This is a genomic window from Paraburkholderia sp. 32 (assembly GCF_050435345.1).
Taxonomy (GTDB): domain Bacteria; phylum Pseudomonadota; class Gammaproteobacteria; order Burkholderiales; family Burkholderiaceae; genus Paraburkholderia; species Paraburkholderia tuberum.
Genome location: NZ_JBNDKD010000003.1, coordinates 3,671,775 through 3,686,867, shown reverse-complemented (window position 1 = coordinate 3,686,867; position 15,093 = coordinate 3,671,775). Strand labels below are relative to the sequence as shown.

Below are 15,093 nucleotides of genomic sequence, written 5' to 3'. Positions count from 1 at the left end.
CGGGTGTCGTCGCCTTCTACAGTTCGTCTCAAAGGAGACAACTGAGATGATCGACGTGCTCATCATAGGCGGCGGCAATGCGGCGCTATGCGCCGCTCTCATGGCGCGTGAAGCCGGCGCCTCCGTGCAACTGCTCGAATCGGCACCCAGGGAATGGCGTGGCGGCAACTCCCAGCACACACGCAATCTGCGCTGCATGCACGATGTACCCCAGGATGTGCTGGTCGACACCTATCCCGAAGAAGAATACTGGCAGGACCTGCTCAAGGTCACTGGCGGCCTGACGGATGAGCATCTGGCGCGTCTCGTGATCCGTGCGTCGTCCAGTTGCCGGCCGTGGATGCAGAAGCACGGCGTGCGGTTCCAGCCTCCCCTGTCAGGCGCGCTGCATGTGGCCCGGACCAACGCGTTTTTCATGGGCGGCGGCAAGGCGCTCGTCAATGCGTATTACCGCAGCGCTGAAGCGCATGGCGTTCAGATTCGCTATGAAACCCCGGTCGACGCGATTGAGCTCGATGGCGACCGGTTCGTCGCGGCAAGAAGCGGCAAGCAACGTTTTGAAGCACGCGCGTGCGTGCTGGCGGCCGGCGGCTTCGAATCCAATCGAGAATGGTTGCGAGAGGCGTGGGGCCAGAACGAACGCGGCGAGTGGCCCGCCGACAACTTCCTGATTCGCGGGACCCGCTTCAACAAGGGCGTATTGCTGAAATTCATGATCGATGCGGGCGCGGATGCAATCGGCGACCCCTCGCAATCGCATTGCGTGGCAATCGACGCACGCGCGCCTTTGTATGACGGTGGAATCTGCACCAGGATCGATTGTGTATCGCTCGGCGTAGTCCTTAACCGCGACGCGAAGCGCTTCTATGACGAGGGCGAAGACTTCTGGCCAAAGCGGTACGCGATCTGGGGCCGCCTTGTCGCGCAGCAGCCCGACCAGATCGGCTACTCGATTATCGATGCCAAGGCCGTCGGCCGATTCATGCCGCCGGTCTTCCCGGGTGAAAGATCCGACACACTTCCGGAGCTCGCCCGAAAACTGAAGTTGCCCGAGTCAACCTTCGTCAAGACGATCGACGCGTACAACGCCGCGTGCAGAATCGGAACGTTTGACCATACTGCGCTCGATGACTGTCACACGGAAAACCTCATGCCACCGAAAACTCACTGGGCGCGCCCGATCGATACGCCACCCTTCTATGGCTATGCATTGCGACCCGGCATCACGTTCACGTACCTCGGGCTCAAGGTCAACGACAAGGCCCAGGTGCATTTCGGCGGACGCCCAAGCGACAACCTTTTCGTAGCAGGCGAAATGATGGCCGGCAATGTGCTCGGCAAGGGTTATACGGCGGGCGTCGGCATGTCAATCGGCACCGCCTTTGGACGCATTGCGGGCGCTGAAGCGGCAGAGGCCGTTACCCAACACATTGGAGTTCACCGTGCACAAGCTTGAAGCACTGGCTCGCGAGGCTCAGGAACTCGCGTCGGCTCCCTCCGGTATCCATCGCTCCATGAGCGAACTGCCGTCTCCGGTCATTCGCGTTCTTCCGTTGACCGACAACGAAGCTGAAGTCGCAAGACAGATGCAGATATGCAATGCCTGCCGCTATTGCGAAGGATTCTGTGCAGTCTTTCCGGCCATGACGCGCCGACTCGAGTTCGGCAAGGCCGACGTCAACTACCTCGCCAACCTTTGCCACAACTGCGGAGCGTGCTACCACGCGTGCCAGTACGCCCCGCCGCATGAGTTCGCGGTCAACGTACCGAAGGCGATGGCTCAGGTTCGGATAGAGACCTACGCCGAATACGCATGGCCGTCCTTCATGGGCGCGCTTTACAAGCGCAACGGCCTGACCGTCTCGCTTGCGCTTGCAGCCGGTCTCGCGTTTTTCCTCATTCTCGGCGTCTGGCTGAAAGGGTCACTCATCGGTGAGCGTATGGGCGGAAACTTCTATGCTGTGTTCCCGCACAACCTGCTGGCTGCGCTTTTTGGAGCGGTATTCGGCTTTGCCAGCCTTGCACTCGGAGCCGGCGTGACGCGATTCTGGCGTGATGTGTCCGCCGGGACGGCGGCCTCGGTTCCCGCCGTCGCCGAGGCGACGAAGCATGTGCTTGGACTCACTTACCTCGACGGCGGGCACGGAGACGGCTGCAATGAATCGAGCGACGCGTTCACACTCGCACGTCGCCGCTTTCACCATTTCACGTTCTATGGCTTCATGCTGTGCTTCGCGGCCACCGTCGTCGCGACCTTCTATCACTACGCGCTCGGCCTGCACGCTCCCTACGCATTGTTCACCCTGCCTGTGCTCCTCGGCACTGCGGGCGGGATGGGCCTGCTTATTGGGCCGGCGGGACTGCTGTGGCTCAACCTGCGCCGCCACCCGGATCACGGCGATCCGAAGCAGAAACCGATGGATAGAGGCTTCATTGCGCTGCTCCTGCTCACCAGTGCAACCGGGCTCGCGCTTCTGGCCTGGCGCGACACCGCTCAAATGGCATGGTTGCTCGCGGCACACCTGGGCGTAGTCATGGCGCTCTTCGCCACGCTGCCGTACGGCAAGTTTGCCCACGGAATCTATCGGTCGGTTGCACTCCTGAAGTCGTCGATCGAAAAGCGACAAGCCAATACCCTACAAACCCGGTCCGACTGACCGCAAACCGGTCGAACGCTGTCGACCGGCCTTTAAGCCATAAAAAGACATCCATGGAGACAAATCATGAACGCCTCATCGTTAGCGGCGAAAGATCCGGTTGGCGCTCGCACGTCAAAGTTCAGCGCGGTCCTGCGCGTCACCAGCGGCAACTTTCTGGAACAGTTCGATTTTTTTCTATTCGGCTTTTATGCCACCCAGATTGCCAGGGTGTTCTTCCCGTCCAGTAGCGAGTTCGCATCGCTGATGTTGACGTTTTCCGTCTTTGGGGCCGGGTTCCTGATGCGACCACTCGGCGCCATCGTACTGGGGGCGTACATCGACGAAGTCGGCCGCCGTAAGGGACTCATTGTGACGTTGTCGATCATGGCGAGCGGCACGATCCTGATTGCATGCGTGCCGGGGTATACGACGATCGGCATGCTCGCGCCTGCACTGGTGCTGATGGGACGACTTCTGCAGGGATTTTCGGCCGGCGCCGAACTCGGAGGGGTCTCGGTGTACCTTGCGGAAATGGCGTCCCCAGGCCGCAAAGGCTTCTATACGAGCTGGCAATCGGCGAGCCAGCAGGTCGCCATCGTGGTCGCAGCGGCGCTCGGCTATTTCCTTAACAGCTGGATGACGGCAAATGAGATTGGCGCCTGGGGTTGGCGTATTCCGTTCTTCATTGGCTGTGCAATCGTGCCGTTCATTTTCTTCCTGCGGCGCTCATTGCAGGAGACGGAAGAGTTCAAGAAGCAGCGCCATCACCCGCGCGTCGGCGAGGTGTTTCGGACGATGCTGGCGAACTGGCGCACCGTCTTTGCAGGCATGCTGCTCGTCGCGATGACGACCACCACCTTCTACCTGATCACCGTGTACACCCCGACTTTCGGCAAGACGGTGCTGAAGCTCACGACTGCGGACAGCCTGCTGGTCACTATCTGTGTCGGCATATCCAACTTTATCTGGCTACCGATCGGCGGTGCGTTGTCGGATCGTATTGGGCGCCGGCCGATCCTGATCGCGATCACACTGCTTGCCATCTGCACGTCCTACCCGGCTCTTTCCTGGTTGGCGGCCGCGCCGAGCTTTGGCCGAATGCTAGCGGTGCTGCTGTGGTTGTCGTTCTTTTTCGGAATGTATAACGGCGCGATGGTCGCGGCTCTGACTGAAGTCATGCCGGTCAACGTGCGCGTCGCTGGTTTCTCGCTCGCTTTCAGCCTTGCAACCGCCGTCTTTGGCGGATTTACTCCCGCCGTGTCGACGTATCTGATCCAGGTGACCGGCGACAAGGCGGCGCCCGGTTACTGGCTGAGTTTCGCAGCCGTATGTGGCCTCGTCGCGACGCTCGTGCTCTATCGACGAGGCGGTGCGGCGGAGCGATCGGCGACCGTCGCTTGACGAGTCGCACAAGGCAACCGCGGACGAAATCGGGACACGCGCATGCCCGCGTCCCAGTGCCGCTTCGTGCCTGAGCGCGAGTGTTACCGGCGCGGGGCTTGTCGATAGGGTGGCTCAGAGTCGGCTACAAGACGTTGATCGCCTCGGCGGCGTTTCGGAAGCGCCCAACTATACGACGGCTGAAACGCCTGCAATTCATTCAGGTCGAAGTTGACGCCCAGAGGCCGTCCTCTGTGTAGTACAGCGGCTATTGCGCATGGTGCTGGCCAAGGCGCCCATTGGCCGACGTTGGAGAGCGCCGACAATTGCTGCTGAACCGAATTGCGAACGTCCGTATTCGGCGGGCCAAGCGGCCATTCATGTTCGAGATGTGGGAGCCCGCTTATGGCCGGACAGGGCCCAAAACGATTGAACGACGTTCGACGGACGTGGAGTCGCTAAGCGGTCGGATTGCCGGCGACCTTGCATCAATCCTGGGTTCATTGTCGCCCGTCGACCTTCCTCTCACGCCATAAGCGAAGTAACTCCGCTTGCTCGCTGACTCTTCCCTCAAAAGCAGGAACGCCTTCAGGAATCAGAAACCATGGCTGTTTGCTACGGGTGAAAATATGCGCTATTGGGGCAAATTCGCTTTGGTCCTGTAACGTCCCGGGTCTGAGCATTGCCAGATCTGGCTGATCAATCGGCTCCGCCCAAAGCCGCGTGTCACAACGTGGACATGCCTTGCTACGACGCTGCCGCCCAGGACCAAAGTCAAATATCAGCATGTTCGGTTCGCCTTCTACAACATGTAAATCAGATCGACGTACCAACATGACAGGTAGCGCAGCACCGCCTGTTCTGCGCTGACAGTTACCGCAGTGACAAACATAAAAAGTGAGTGGCTCGTCCCTCAGCTCAAATTTGATCTGGCCGCAGAGGCAACAGCCGATAAAAGGTGCGGGCATACGTGGCTCCTAGCTGCCGCGAGTTGATAGGCGACGAGATTTGTAAGTCCGGTACGTGCGTGACCCGGCGGCGTATTGTCGACGATTTATCTACCACTGTCGAACGGCTGTTCATGGCCGACTACCGCCTATCCGCAGCCGGCCCTTTCCGCAACGCCGCGATGGACCGCAAAATAGCCCCAGGCAGCTTCGCTTAACGGAGAGCGACGCAGGACTATGGCGGCGCGACAGAAACCCTCGTAATCGATCAACGGTTTTCCGGCGCCGCTGTCAGCCCCTCCAACAGCGCCTTATGAAACGCTTTCGGGTCCTGCATCTGCGGCGCGTGACCGAGCCCCGCGAACTCGACCAGCGTCGCACGGGGAATCGCTTTCGCGGCCGCGCGGCCCAATTCGGGGTAATGGCCGAGCTTCGCACGCACCTCGGGCGGCGCTGCGTCCTTGCCAATCGCCGTCGTGTCCTTCTGACCGATCAGCAACAGCGTCGGCATGCTGAGCTGCCCCAGCTCATAGACGACCGGTTGCGTGTAAATCATGTCGTAGAGCAGCGCGGAATTCCACGCGACAATCTGCTTGCCCGGCCCACGATACATGCCCGCGAGCATCTGCACCCACGGTTCGTAGTCCGCGCGCCATTGCCCCGCGTAATAGGTCGCCTGTTCGTAGCGGCGGATGCCGTCGGCGGTGGTCTTCAGCTCCCGCTGATACCACTGGTCGACCGACAGCGACGGCACGCCCTTCGCCTTCCAGTCCTCGAGTCCGATCGGGTTCACGAGCACCAGTTGCTGCGTTTCGCGCGGATACATCAGCGCATAGCGGACGGCGAGCATGCCGCCCGTCGAATGACCGACCACCGTCACCTCGCTGACGCCGAGCGAATCGAGCAGCGCATGCGTATTGCGCGCGAGTTGCTGGAAGCTGTACTGGTAATGCTCGGGCTTGCTCGATTTGCAAAAGCCGATCTGGTCCGGTGCGATCACGCGATAGCCGGCATCGCTCAGCCGGCGAATCGTCGCGTCCCACGTCGCCGAGCAGAAATTCTTGCCGTGCAGCAACACCACGGTGCGGCCGTTCGCATGCGCGGGCTTCACGTCCATGTAGGCCATCTGCAAAGGCACGCCCTGTGACGTGAATTCGAAGCGTCCGACCGGCGCCGGGTAGCTGAAGCCCTGCAGCTCCGGACCGTAGGCCGGGCCGGAATCGTCGAGCGAAGACGCGGCCGCGGCGCTCGCGGCGCTCGGGCTCGCCTCGCTGAGCGGCGCGCCCGCCGGCGTGGCGGCCACCGCGACGGACGCCGCGCACAGCATCGCACAGGCGCAGACACTCGACAGGGCAAGCAGGAATGGGCGGTGAAGATTCATCGGGATGCTCTGCAAAAAACGCAATAGGGATGCACGAGGCAGGGAGCGCACGATTCTACGATGCGCCGCCGAACTCCGCCGCCAGTCGCGCACTGCGGGCACGGCACACGGCCGCGGCGAGATGGCATGCATATTGCGCGTTCTGGGCTCAAGCATCGTCCGGACGCGACCTCGTGGCCAATGTGTTGCGCCGCACCGAAAAACGCGCCGTAACAGGCGATCGTTTGAGGATGATCCGCCACGCGGCCCTCGCAATAAACATTATTCGCTCGCGTCCAATCGGTGCTAGAACTGACTGAGGGACCCGCGAAAACAGGCAGCGAAGAACGGCAATGCGGCACGACTGCCAGGCAGCCCGAATCATCAGCTCAGAGGAAGCGACCAGATCATCCCCGGGGGTATATCAATCAAGCAACCATCTTGCATGCGGTCGGAGCGAGTGCTGAAGGGCTCACTCCGATCGACAGGAGACAAATATGAATACTCCGGCACGGCTGAACGACTTACAACGCACTACCCTCGCGATCGTCCTCGCCGGCGGACGCGGTACCCGGCTCGGCCCGCTCACGAACAAGCGCGTGAAGCCGGCGGTGCACTTCGGCGGCAAATACCGGATCATCGACTTCGCGCTGTCCAATTGCCTGAATTCCGGCATCCGCCGCATCGCGGTGGTCACGCAGTACAAGGCGCATTCGCTGCTGCGGCATCTGCAGCGCGGCTGGAGCTTCCTGCGCGGCGAGATGGGCGAGTTCATCGACCTGTGGCCCGCGCAGCAGCGCGTCGAAGGCGCGCACTGGTATCGCGGCACCGCCGACGCGGTGTTCCAGAACCTCGACATCATCCGCTCGATCCGCCCGAAGTATGTGGTCGTGCTCGCGGGCGACCACATCTACAAGATGGACTACACGCGCATGATCGCCGATCACGCGGACAGCGGCGCCGACTGCACGGTCGGCTGTATCGAGGTGCCGCGCATGGAAGCGGTCGCGTTCGGCGTGATGGCGGTCGACGAAAATCGCCGCGTGACCGGCTTCGTCGAAAAACCGGCCGACCCGCCTGCGATACCCGGTCGCCCCGACACGGCGCTCGCGAGCATGGGCATCTACGTGTTCAGCGCCGACTACCTGTACACGCAGCTCGAAGAGAACATCGCCGCAATCGATACCGATCACGACTTCGGCAAGGACATCCTGCCGCGCGTCGTCACGCAGGGCGTGGCGATCGCGCATCCGTTCAGCATGTCGTGCGTGTCGTCGGACCCGAGCGTCGAGCCGTACTGGCGCGATGTCGGCACGATCGACGCGTACTGGGCCGCGAACCTCGACCTCGCCTCGACGATACCGACGCTCGACCTGTACGACGAGTCATGGCCGATCTGGACATACCAGGAGCAGTTGCCGCCCGCGAAGTTCGTACGCGACATGAAGGGGCTGCAGGGCTCGGGCAACAATCTGATCGTCTGCGGCGGCTGCGTGATCTCGGGCTCGCAGATTTCGCGCTCGGTGCTGTCATCGAACGTGAAAGTGAGTTCGTTCTGTAATATCAATGAGGCAGTGTTATTGCCGCAGGTCACGGTCGGCGCGAGTTGCCGCCTGCAGAAGGTCGTGATCGACCGTGGCTGCACGATTCCGGAAGGCACGGTGATCGGCGAAGACCCGGCGCGCGACGCCGAGCGCTTCTATCGCACCGACGAAGGCGTCGTGCTGGTCACGCAGGAGGCGTTGCGCGAGCATCCGCAGTAGCGCGCCCACCGCCTGCCCGCGCCGGCGGCCACGCGCCGCCGGCGCGGGCATCGCCCGGCTTCGCCCGAACCACCGCTGACTATTTGCCGACCCCGAGCAACCCTGCCACCCCGACAGAGACCCGGCCTATGACGATTCGCGCCCTGCACGTCGCAAGCGAGCTGTATCCCCTCCTCAAAACGGGCGGTCTCGCCGACGTCGCGGGCGCGCTGCCGTCCGCGTTGATCGAGCGCGGCGCCGACGTGCGCGTGCTGCTGCCGGGCTTTCCGGCCGTGCTCGCCGGCCTGCGCGATCTGCAGCCGGTCGCGCAACTGGGCAGCCGCTTCGGCGCGCCGAACGTGACGCTCGAACGCGGCACGCTGCCCACCAACGGGCTCGCCGTCTACGTGATCCGCGCCGCGTCGCTGTACGACCGCCCCGGCAACCCGTATCTGAACGACGAACACGTGCCGTACGGCGACAACGCGCAGCGCTTCGCGCTGCTCGGCTGGGTCGCCGCGCAACTCGCGCAGCAAACGGACCCGACGTGGTCACCGCAGATCGTCCACGCGCACGACTGGCACGCGGGGCTCGCGCCCGCCTACCTGAAGGCCGCCGAACGCGAGCACGGCCGCGCGCCCGCGCGCAGCGTGTTCACGATCCACAACCTCGCCTACCAGGGGATTTTTCCCGCGCATCAGTTCGGCCTGCTCGGCCTGCCGCACGATTTCTTCAACATGCACGGCGTCGAGTTTTATGGTCAGTTGTCGTTCCTGAAGGCGGGGCTCTACTACGCCGAGCGCATCACGACCGTCAGCCCGACCTATGCGCGCGAAATCCAGACGCTCGCGCACGGCGGCGGGCTCGATGCACTGCTGCGCCATCGTGCGCACGATCTGAGCGGCATCCTGAACGGCGTCGACTACACGGTGTGGAATCCCGCCACCGATACGCTGCTCGCGACGCACTACAGCGCGTCGAGACTGGCGGGCAAGCTCGCCTGCAAGGAAGCGCTGCAAAAGCGCTTCGGCCTCGCGCAGAGAAGCGACGCGCTGCTGTTCGGCGTCGTCAGCCGGCTGACCGAGCAGAAAGGCCTCGATCTGCTGCTCGGCGCGGTGCCCGAGATCGTCAAGCGCGGCGGGCAACTGGTCGTGTTCGGCACCGGCGATCCGGCGCTCGAGAATGGCCTCAGGATGGTCGCGCAGGCGCATCCGGAATCGGTCGCGGTCGAGCTTGGCTTCGATGAAACCCTCGCGCATACGATCATCGCCGGCAGCGACGTGGTCGCGGTGCCGTCGCGCTTCGAGCCTTGCGGGCTCACCCAGCTCTATGCGCTCGCCTACGGGTCGCTGCCGCTCGTGCACTGCATCGGCGGTCTCGCGGATACGGTCGCCGACGCATCGCTCGAAAACCTCGCCGACGATTTCGCCACCGGCTTCGTGTTCGAACGCTTCGATCCGAAGGGACTCGCCTCGGCGATCCGCCGCGCGTTCGCGCTGTACGGACGCCGCACCGAATGGAAGGCCACGCAGCGGCGCGCGATGCGCCAGGACTTCGGCTGGGGCGCGTCGGCCGACCGCTATCTGGCCTTGTATCGCGAACTCGTCTGAAGCATCCGGCCGCACGCTGAACTGTCAGGTTTCGTTAATCTTCACGCGCGTTTGATGGTTCGGCGCAACAGCACGGGGACGGATCAACTCGCGGCTGTCAAACTCCTGTATCGTTTGCTGGCTTGCCGGCTATGCAGTTCGTGGGTTTTTCCTGCACCATCTGTATCAGGCATGTCTGCCGCGCGGCGCCCGGGCCATCGGCCCGCCCGCGCGAGCCTCCCCTTCCAGTGTTTTGTTGACCGCGCATGACCGGTTGCGCGAGCCTTACCATGACGAAAAACGTTCTGAGCATCCAGTCCCATGTCGTGTTCGGTCACGCCGGCAACAGCGCGGCCGTGTTTCCGATGTGCCGGCTCGGCGTCAACGTGTGGCCGCTCAACACCGTGCAGCTCTCGAATCACACGCAATACGGGCATTGGAGCGGCAGCGCGATCGACGCATCGCAGATGGAAGATCTCGTCGACAGCATCGGCGCGATCGGCATGCTGCCGCGCTGCGACGCAGTGGTCTCCGGCTATCTCGGCACGAAGGAACAGGCGCAGGCGGTGATTGACATCGTCAAGGCCGTGAAGGCGGCCAATCCCCGCGCCTGGTACTTTTGCGATCCGGTGATGGGCGCCACGGGCGGCTACAAGGTCGAGCCCGGCATCCAGGAATTCCTCGTGAAAGAAATGCCGCAAGTCGCCGACGGGATCGCGCCGAATCACATCGAATTGCAGCGCCTCGTCGGTCGCGAGATCGAGACGTTCGAGGAAGCCGTCACCGCGTGCCGCGAGCTGCTCGCGCGTGGGCCGAAGCTCGTGCTCGTCAAGCATCTGCTCGATCGCAACAGCCCCGCCGACCGCTTCAACATGCTCGTCGTCACCGAACGCGAAGCGTGGATGGGACAGCGTCCGCTCTATCCGTTCGCGCGCCAGCCGGTCGGCGTCGGCGATCTGACGAGCGCGGTCTTCGTCGCGCGCACGCTGCTCGGCGATTCGATCCGCTCGGCCTTCGAGCACACGCTCGCCGCGGTCAATGCGGTCGTCAAGGCGACCTGGCAGGCCGGACGCTATGAACTCGAACTGGTGGCGATGCAAAATGAAATCGCCCAGCCGCGCGAGTGGTTCGATGCGTGGGTCGCGGAAACCGCTTAGATAACTTAGACACGTCGCTCGTTGCCGAGCGCCCTCGCCAGCACCCTGCTGGCGGCCGTCCTATAATGCGTGCCGCGTGGACCAGGGCTTGCGCCCTCGCGCCACGGCATTTTCAGCATCCGGCATTCAGCAGACGAGGCATTCGATGGACGGTCATATCCGCAGCGAGCGGGAAGAATTTTTTGAGCAGTTGTGCATCAGCGTCGACGCGGACGAAGCGCACGAACAGGAAGCGATCGAGTTCTTCGAGAACCAGTTCGACCAGCCCGACTTCGATCCCGCGCAATGGCTCGATATCGCGCTCTACTACTCGGCCGCCGTCGCGCGCGGCATCGTCGACATGGTGACGGCCGACGACAAGGCACGCAGCAATATCGCCGAAATCATCGCCGACAATCTCGACATCTCGTACGGCGAGGACGACTGCCAGCAGTTCGCCGAGACGATCGAATTCGCGCTGAACAACGGCGTGCCGGTCGATCTCGACGTGGTGCTCGACGGCTGCCAGCGCGCGATCGACGATCTCGACACGTGGGCCGACGAAGACACGAAGGCGCCGCTTTTGCATCTGCGTGAAGAGCTGCTGCGCCAGCAAGGCGAGCGCTAGGCAAAAGGCTCGAATCTCCTCCGACAACGCAACACCGCAACACCGGCCGGCGCGCTCGCGCCGGCTTCTTAAGCATATGCCGTAATCCGCAGCCCAGACGGCCCTTCGCACGGCAAGCCAGCTTGCATGCCTGACGCACGCTCCGTGTGCACCACATGCACCTGTTGCCGCCTATGCCGAAATGCTCATCCAAAACGCCACGAATTGCCAAGACGACGGCAATTTGGCTTTCTATATTCGCCCCAGATTGACGTCGCGAACACGCTGCGAGGCTCAACGCCAGTGCGCGTATTCCAGCATTGTGAGCGGCGAGCGATCCTTCGTAGTCTTGCGATGCGCGAGGGCTTGCCTCGGCCTCACGTGTCGTACCGCTTCGCTGTCGTACCGCTTTCATAACAACCGTCGATGCAAGGAGAGACCATGAGTCTTCGCAACACGCTGAAACCGCTGGCCATGCTCGTGGGTGCGATGTTTGCCGTCGCGCCTGTTGCCAGTTTCGCCGACGACCTGCCGGTCAAGATCGGCTTTGCCGCGCCGCTGACGGGCGCCAATGCCGGCTACGGCAAGGATCTGGAAAACGGTGTGCGGCTCGCGATCGACGAAGCCAACGCGCAGAAGATCAAGATCGGCGACAAGGTCGCGCACTTCGAGATCGTCTCGCAGGACGACCAGGCCGACCCGCGTGTCGGCGTTCAGGCCGCGCAGAAGCTGGTCGACTCGGGCGTCGCGGTGGTCGTCGGCCACTTCAACTCGGGCACGACGATCCCGGCCTCGCAGGTCTACGAGCAGGCTGGCATTCCGGTGCTCGATCCCGCCGCGACGAATCCGATCATCACGGGCCGCGGCTTCGCGAACACCTTCATGGTGATTTCGACCGACGCGCAAAACGCCGGCAACGCGGGCGCCTATGCCGTCGACGTGACGAAGGCCAGGCGCATCGCGATCATCGACGATCGCACCGCGTTCGGCCAGGGCGAAGCCGACGAGTTCGAGAAGGCCGTGAAGGCGCACGGCGGCAACATCGTCGCGCGCGACTACACCGACAACCACGCGGTCGACTTCAGCACGCAGATCACCAAGTTCAAGGGCGCCAATGCGGACCTCGTGTTCTTCGCCGGCCTCGACAGCCAGGCGGCGGGCTTCGCGCGGCGCATGAAGCAGCTCGGCCTGAACGCACAGCTGGTCGGCGGCGGCGGCGTGATGGACGAGGACTTCATCAAGCTCGCGGGCGATGCGTCCGACGGCGCGATGGCCTGGGAATACGGCCGCCCGCTCGCGCAACTGCCGGGTGGCAAGGACTTCAACGCGAAGTTCAAGAAGCGCTTCGGCGCGGACGTGCTGTCCTATGCGCCGTTCGGCTACGACGGCGCGTGGGTCGCGATCAAGGCGATGCAGCAGGCCAAATCCGACTCGCCGAACGTGTACCGTCCGGCGCTCAAGTCGATCGACTACGACGGCGTGACCGGCAAGATCTCGTTCGACAGCACCGGCGCGTTGAAGAGCGGCGCGTCGACGCTGTATCAGGTGAAGAACGGCGCGTGGGTGCCGGTCGTGACGAAGAGCGGCACCTAAGCTCCACGTCCAGTAGATCGTCGCGGCCCTGCCCGGCGCGTGGCCGGCGCGGGGCGCGCTACTGGCTCGCGCTCGCCGCCCGGACGACCACCTCGGCATCGAGATCGCGCTCGATGCGCACGAGGGCGTCGCGAATCGCCGCGAATTCGTTTGGCGTACACATCTGATGGCCGAACGCGGCGCGCAGATGCCGGTTGACCTGCAACGTGCGCGTCGCCGGATCGAAGACGTAGTGCGACGCAAACGTGAGCAACGGGTTCTCGACCGTGCTGTCGGTCGGCAGGTCGGTCACGCGCACGAAGCGCGGCAAGCTCATTTCCAGCGTTTCATCGAACTCCCCGCCGATGCACGCCCACGGCTGCGTTCTGACGGGCTCCGCGAGCCACGCCTCGACCTGCGAGCCCATGCCGCCGGCGAGGCTCGTCAGCGCCCGCACAGCGGTCGTGCCGTCCGGCCAGATCAGATGCGGCACGCTGCCCTGCATCGACGTCGCGAACGGACCGCCGGTCACGGCGACGTCGTCGGTCTGCAATTGCGCGGAGCCGTGCAAGCCCGCTTGCAGCAGACGCCTGGCGGCAAGCTGCTGCGCGCCCTGGCGCGTCGCGCGGCGGAACGTGTTGCGTTCGAGCTCCGCGGTATAGCCCCGATCCTCGACGCGGTACGCATAATGTGCGGTGCCGTTTTCGTCGATGTCGATCTGCACGCGCGCCTTGCGTTCGCGCCGTTGAGTGGCCGGCGTGCGCGCGAGCACGCCGTCGTCGACGAGCAGCACCGGCCGGTCCATGACGCCGCCGGGCAGATAGCCGAACGCGGTGCCGCCCGCCGTCGTGTCCGCGAATTGCGCCAGCTCGGGAATCCAGATGATCGCGTGATTGATCGCGCTCGCGCCGTAGCCGGGGACCTCGGGCAACGTGTAGTACGGACCGAGATTGAGCAGCACCGGCTCGCTGCGAATGCCGGCGGCCGCGAGCAGCGCGCCGTATAGCGCGACGTGGTCCTTGCAGTCGCCATAGCGGTTGCGCAGGATGTCGGCCGCCTTGTGCGGAATCGCCGCCGTCTCGCCGAGAAAAAGCGCGACGTAGCGGATGTTCAGACGCATCCAGTCGTACAGCGCGCGGGCTTTGTCGCGAGGATCGGTAAGGCCGGCCGTCAGTTGCTGTGCGAGACCGATGATCGCGGGATCGTCGCGGGTCGCGTCGTTCTCGGCGGGACCGCGATAGCGCGCGGCGAAGCTCGCGAAGTCCGGCACCGTCGACACCATCAGCCGGTCGCCCCAGTTCGCGTAGCCGACCGCGCCCGCTTCGAGCCGCGCATAGGGGCCGTGCCGGTAGTCGAACTCGTAGCGCGTGCGGCCGTTCGCGGTGACGGGCGGCATCGCGACGTAGCCGCGCGCATCGGCATAGAGCGGCACGTCGGCGGGAAGGTCGAAGATCAGACGCTGCTCGTCGACGGGCTCGAGCGACGGCTCGACCAGATAGGCGAAGGTGCCCGCTTGCAGCGGCTTCGCGCGGGTCTTGCGAAATTCCAGGTGCACGCGCGAGCCGATCGTGACGCCGGGGAAGATCACGGTGCGCAATACACCGTCCTCGAAGCTCGGCGCGCCGGACGAGCGCGGCTCCTGCACGTCGCGGATCGCCTCGGGACCGACCGCATGCGCGGTGCCGTCGGGGTCGATCGTGTCGGCGGCCAACTGTTGCACCTGCTCGATGTCCTTGTTGAACCACACGTAGCGTTGTGCGATCTCGTCGACGCCGCTGGCCGTGTCCGCGCGCATCAGCGTGTCGTCGTGTTCCTCGACGGAACCGTCTTTCTGGATCACGAACAAATGGACGTCGCGCTCGATCGTCGCAGGGGCGCGTTCGTTGGTGGAGGTGATGATTTCGCCGGCTGCCGCGCAAAGCGGCAAGGCGATGCCGCTCGCGGCCGATAGCGCGGCAAGCAACGCCGCGGCGCGCACGCCGCGCGCGCGGCATGCGCGCCCGATCATCGCGATCGACGTGTGCGCCAACGTGACGACGACGTTCCCCAAGATCCACCTCGGACAGGTTCGTGTCGTCGTTGTAGCACATCGCCGACCCGTGCGTTTCGGGCCGGGGTCGG

General features: G+C 63.9%; 11 protein-coding genes. 8 read left to right on the top strand and 3 right to left on the bottom strand.

From position 1 onward, the window contains the following. Positions 1-46: 46 nt before the first annotated feature. From tcuA to OKW26_RS39850, 3 genes are all read left to right on the top strand, one after another. The gene (tcuA, locus tag OKW26_RS39860) at positions 47-1,456 is read left to right on the top strand and encodes an FAD-dependent tricarballylate dehydrogenase TcuA (RefSeq protein WP_429356973.1); all 1,410 of its coding nucleotides are present in this window, start codon (positions 47-49) and stop codon (positions 1,454-1,456) included. Beyond that, on the top strand, positions 1,443-2,657 hold the full coding sequence (tcuB, locus tag OKW26_RS39855; protein WP_429356972.1) for a tricarballylate utilization 4Fe-4S protein TcuB: 1,215 nt from the start codon (positions 1,443-1,445) through the stop codon (positions 2,655-2,657). The genes tcuA and tcuB overlap by 14 nt, the downstream gene beginning before the upstream one ends. 66 nt (positions 2,658-2,723) lie before the next feature. Next, positions 2,724-4,040 (top strand): MFS transporter, encoded by a 1,317-nt coding sequence (locus OKW26_RS39850; RefSeq protein ID WP_429356971.1) that lies wholly within the window; start codon positions 2,724-2,726, stop codon positions 4,038-4,040. Between the two features lie 479 nt (positions 4,041-4,519). Here OKW26_RS39850 and OKW26_RS39845 read toward each other — a convergent pair whose 3' ends face one another. Continuing rightward, positions 4,520-4,987, bottom strand: a complete 468-nt coding sequence (locus OKW26_RS39845) for a GFA family protein (protein WP_429356970.1) — start codon at positions 4,985-4,987, stop codon at positions 4,520-4,522. 247 nt (positions 4,988-5,234) lie between these two features. Further along, on the bottom strand, positions 5,235-6,347 hold the full coding sequence (locus OKW26_RS39840; protein WP_429356969.1) for an alpha/beta fold hydrolase: 1,113 nt from the start codon (positions 6,345-6,347) through the stop codon (positions 5,235-5,237). A 476-nt stretch (positions 6,348-6,823) separates the two neighbouring features. On the opposite strand from OKW26_RS39840, the gene glgC reads away from it, so the two are divergent. The 5 genes from glgC to OKW26_RS39815 all read left to right on the top strand — a co-directional run bounded on the left by glgC (position 6,824) and on the right by OKW26_RS39815 (position 12,993). After that, entirely contained in the window at positions 6,824-8,089 is a 1,266-nt protein-coding gene (gene glgC, locus OKW26_RS39835) for a glucose-1-phosphate adenylyltransferase (protein ID WP_429356968.1), read from the top strand. A 128-nt stretch (positions 8,090-8,217) separates the two neighbouring features. Beyond that, positions 8,218-9,678, top strand: a complete 1,461-nt coding sequence (gene glgA / locus OKW26_RS39830; RefSeq protein ID WP_184032883.1) for a glycogen synthase GlgA — start codon at positions 8,218-8,220, stop codon at positions 9,676-9,678. A 269-nt stretch (positions 9,679-9,947) separates the two neighbouring features. After that, positions 9,948-10,814 carry a pyridoxal kinase PdxY gene (gene pdxY, locus OKW26_RS39825; protein ID WP_090803972.1) on the top strand — a complete coding sequence of 289 codons (867 nt, stop codon included), beginning with the start codon at positions 9,948-9,950 and terminating at the stop codon, positions 10,812-10,814. A 145-nt stretch (positions 10,815-10,959) separates the two neighbouring features. Then, entirely contained in the window at positions 10,960-11,421 is a 462-nt protein-coding gene (locus OKW26_RS39820) for a hypothetical protein (RefSeq protein ID WP_429356967.1), read from the top strand. A 420-nt stretch (positions 11,422-11,841) separates the two neighbouring features. After that, complete coding sequence (locus OKW26_RS39815; protein WP_090803969.1) at positions 11,842-12,993, top strand: branched-chain amino acid ABC transporter substrate-binding protein; 1,152 nt, start codon at positions 11,842-11,844, stop codon at positions 12,991-12,993. 58 nt (positions 12,994-13,051) lie between these two features. On the opposite strand, the gene OKW26_RS39810 is transcribed toward OKW26_RS39815, so the two are convergent. Next, on the bottom strand, positions 13,052-14,980 hold the full coding sequence (locus OKW26_RS39810; protein ID WP_429357174.1) for a DUF3857 domain-containing transglutaminase family protein: 1,929 nt from the start codon (positions 14,978-14,980) through the stop codon (positions 13,052-13,054). Positions 14,981-15,093 lie beyond the last annotated feature (113 nt).

Coding starts and splice junctions, on each gene's coding strand:
- pdxY (WP_090803972.1), top strand. CDS start 9,948: ATGACGAAAAACGTTCTGAGCATCCAGTCCCATGTCGTGTTCGGTCAC.
- tcuA (WP_429356973.1), top strand. CDS start 47: ATGATCGACGTGCTCATCATAGGCGGCGGCAATGCGGCGCTATGCGCC.
- OKW26_RS39810 (WP_429357174.1), bottom strand. CDS start 14,980: ATGATCGGGCGCGCATGCCGCGCGCGCGGCGTGCGCGCCGCGGCGTTG.
- glgC (WP_429356968.1), top strand. CDS start 6,824: ATGAATACTCCGGCACGGCTGAACGACTTACAACGCACTACCCTCGCG.
- OKW26_RS39850 (WP_429356971.1), top strand. CDS start 2,724: ATGAACGCCTCATCGTTAGCGGCGAAAGATCCGGTTGGCGCTCGCACG.
- glgA (WP_184032883.1), top strand. CDS start 8,218: ATGACGATTCGCGCCCTGCACGTCGCAAGCGAGCTGTATCCCCTCCTC.
- OKW26_RS39815 (WP_090803969.1), top strand. CDS start 11,842: ATGAGTCTTCGCAACACGCTGAAACCGCTGGCCATGCTCGTGGGTGCG.
- OKW26_RS39840 (WP_429356969.1), bottom strand. CDS start 6,347: ATGAATCTTCACCGCCCATTCCTGCTTGCCCTGTCGAGTGTCTGCGCC.
- OKW26_RS39845 (WP_429356970.1), bottom strand. CDS start 4,987: ATGCCCGCACCTTTTATCGGCTGTTGCCTCTGCGGCCAGATCAAATTT.
- OKW26_RS39820 (WP_429356967.1), top strand. CDS start 10,960: ATGGACGGTCATATCCGCAGCGAGCGGGAAGAATTTTTTGAGCAGTTG.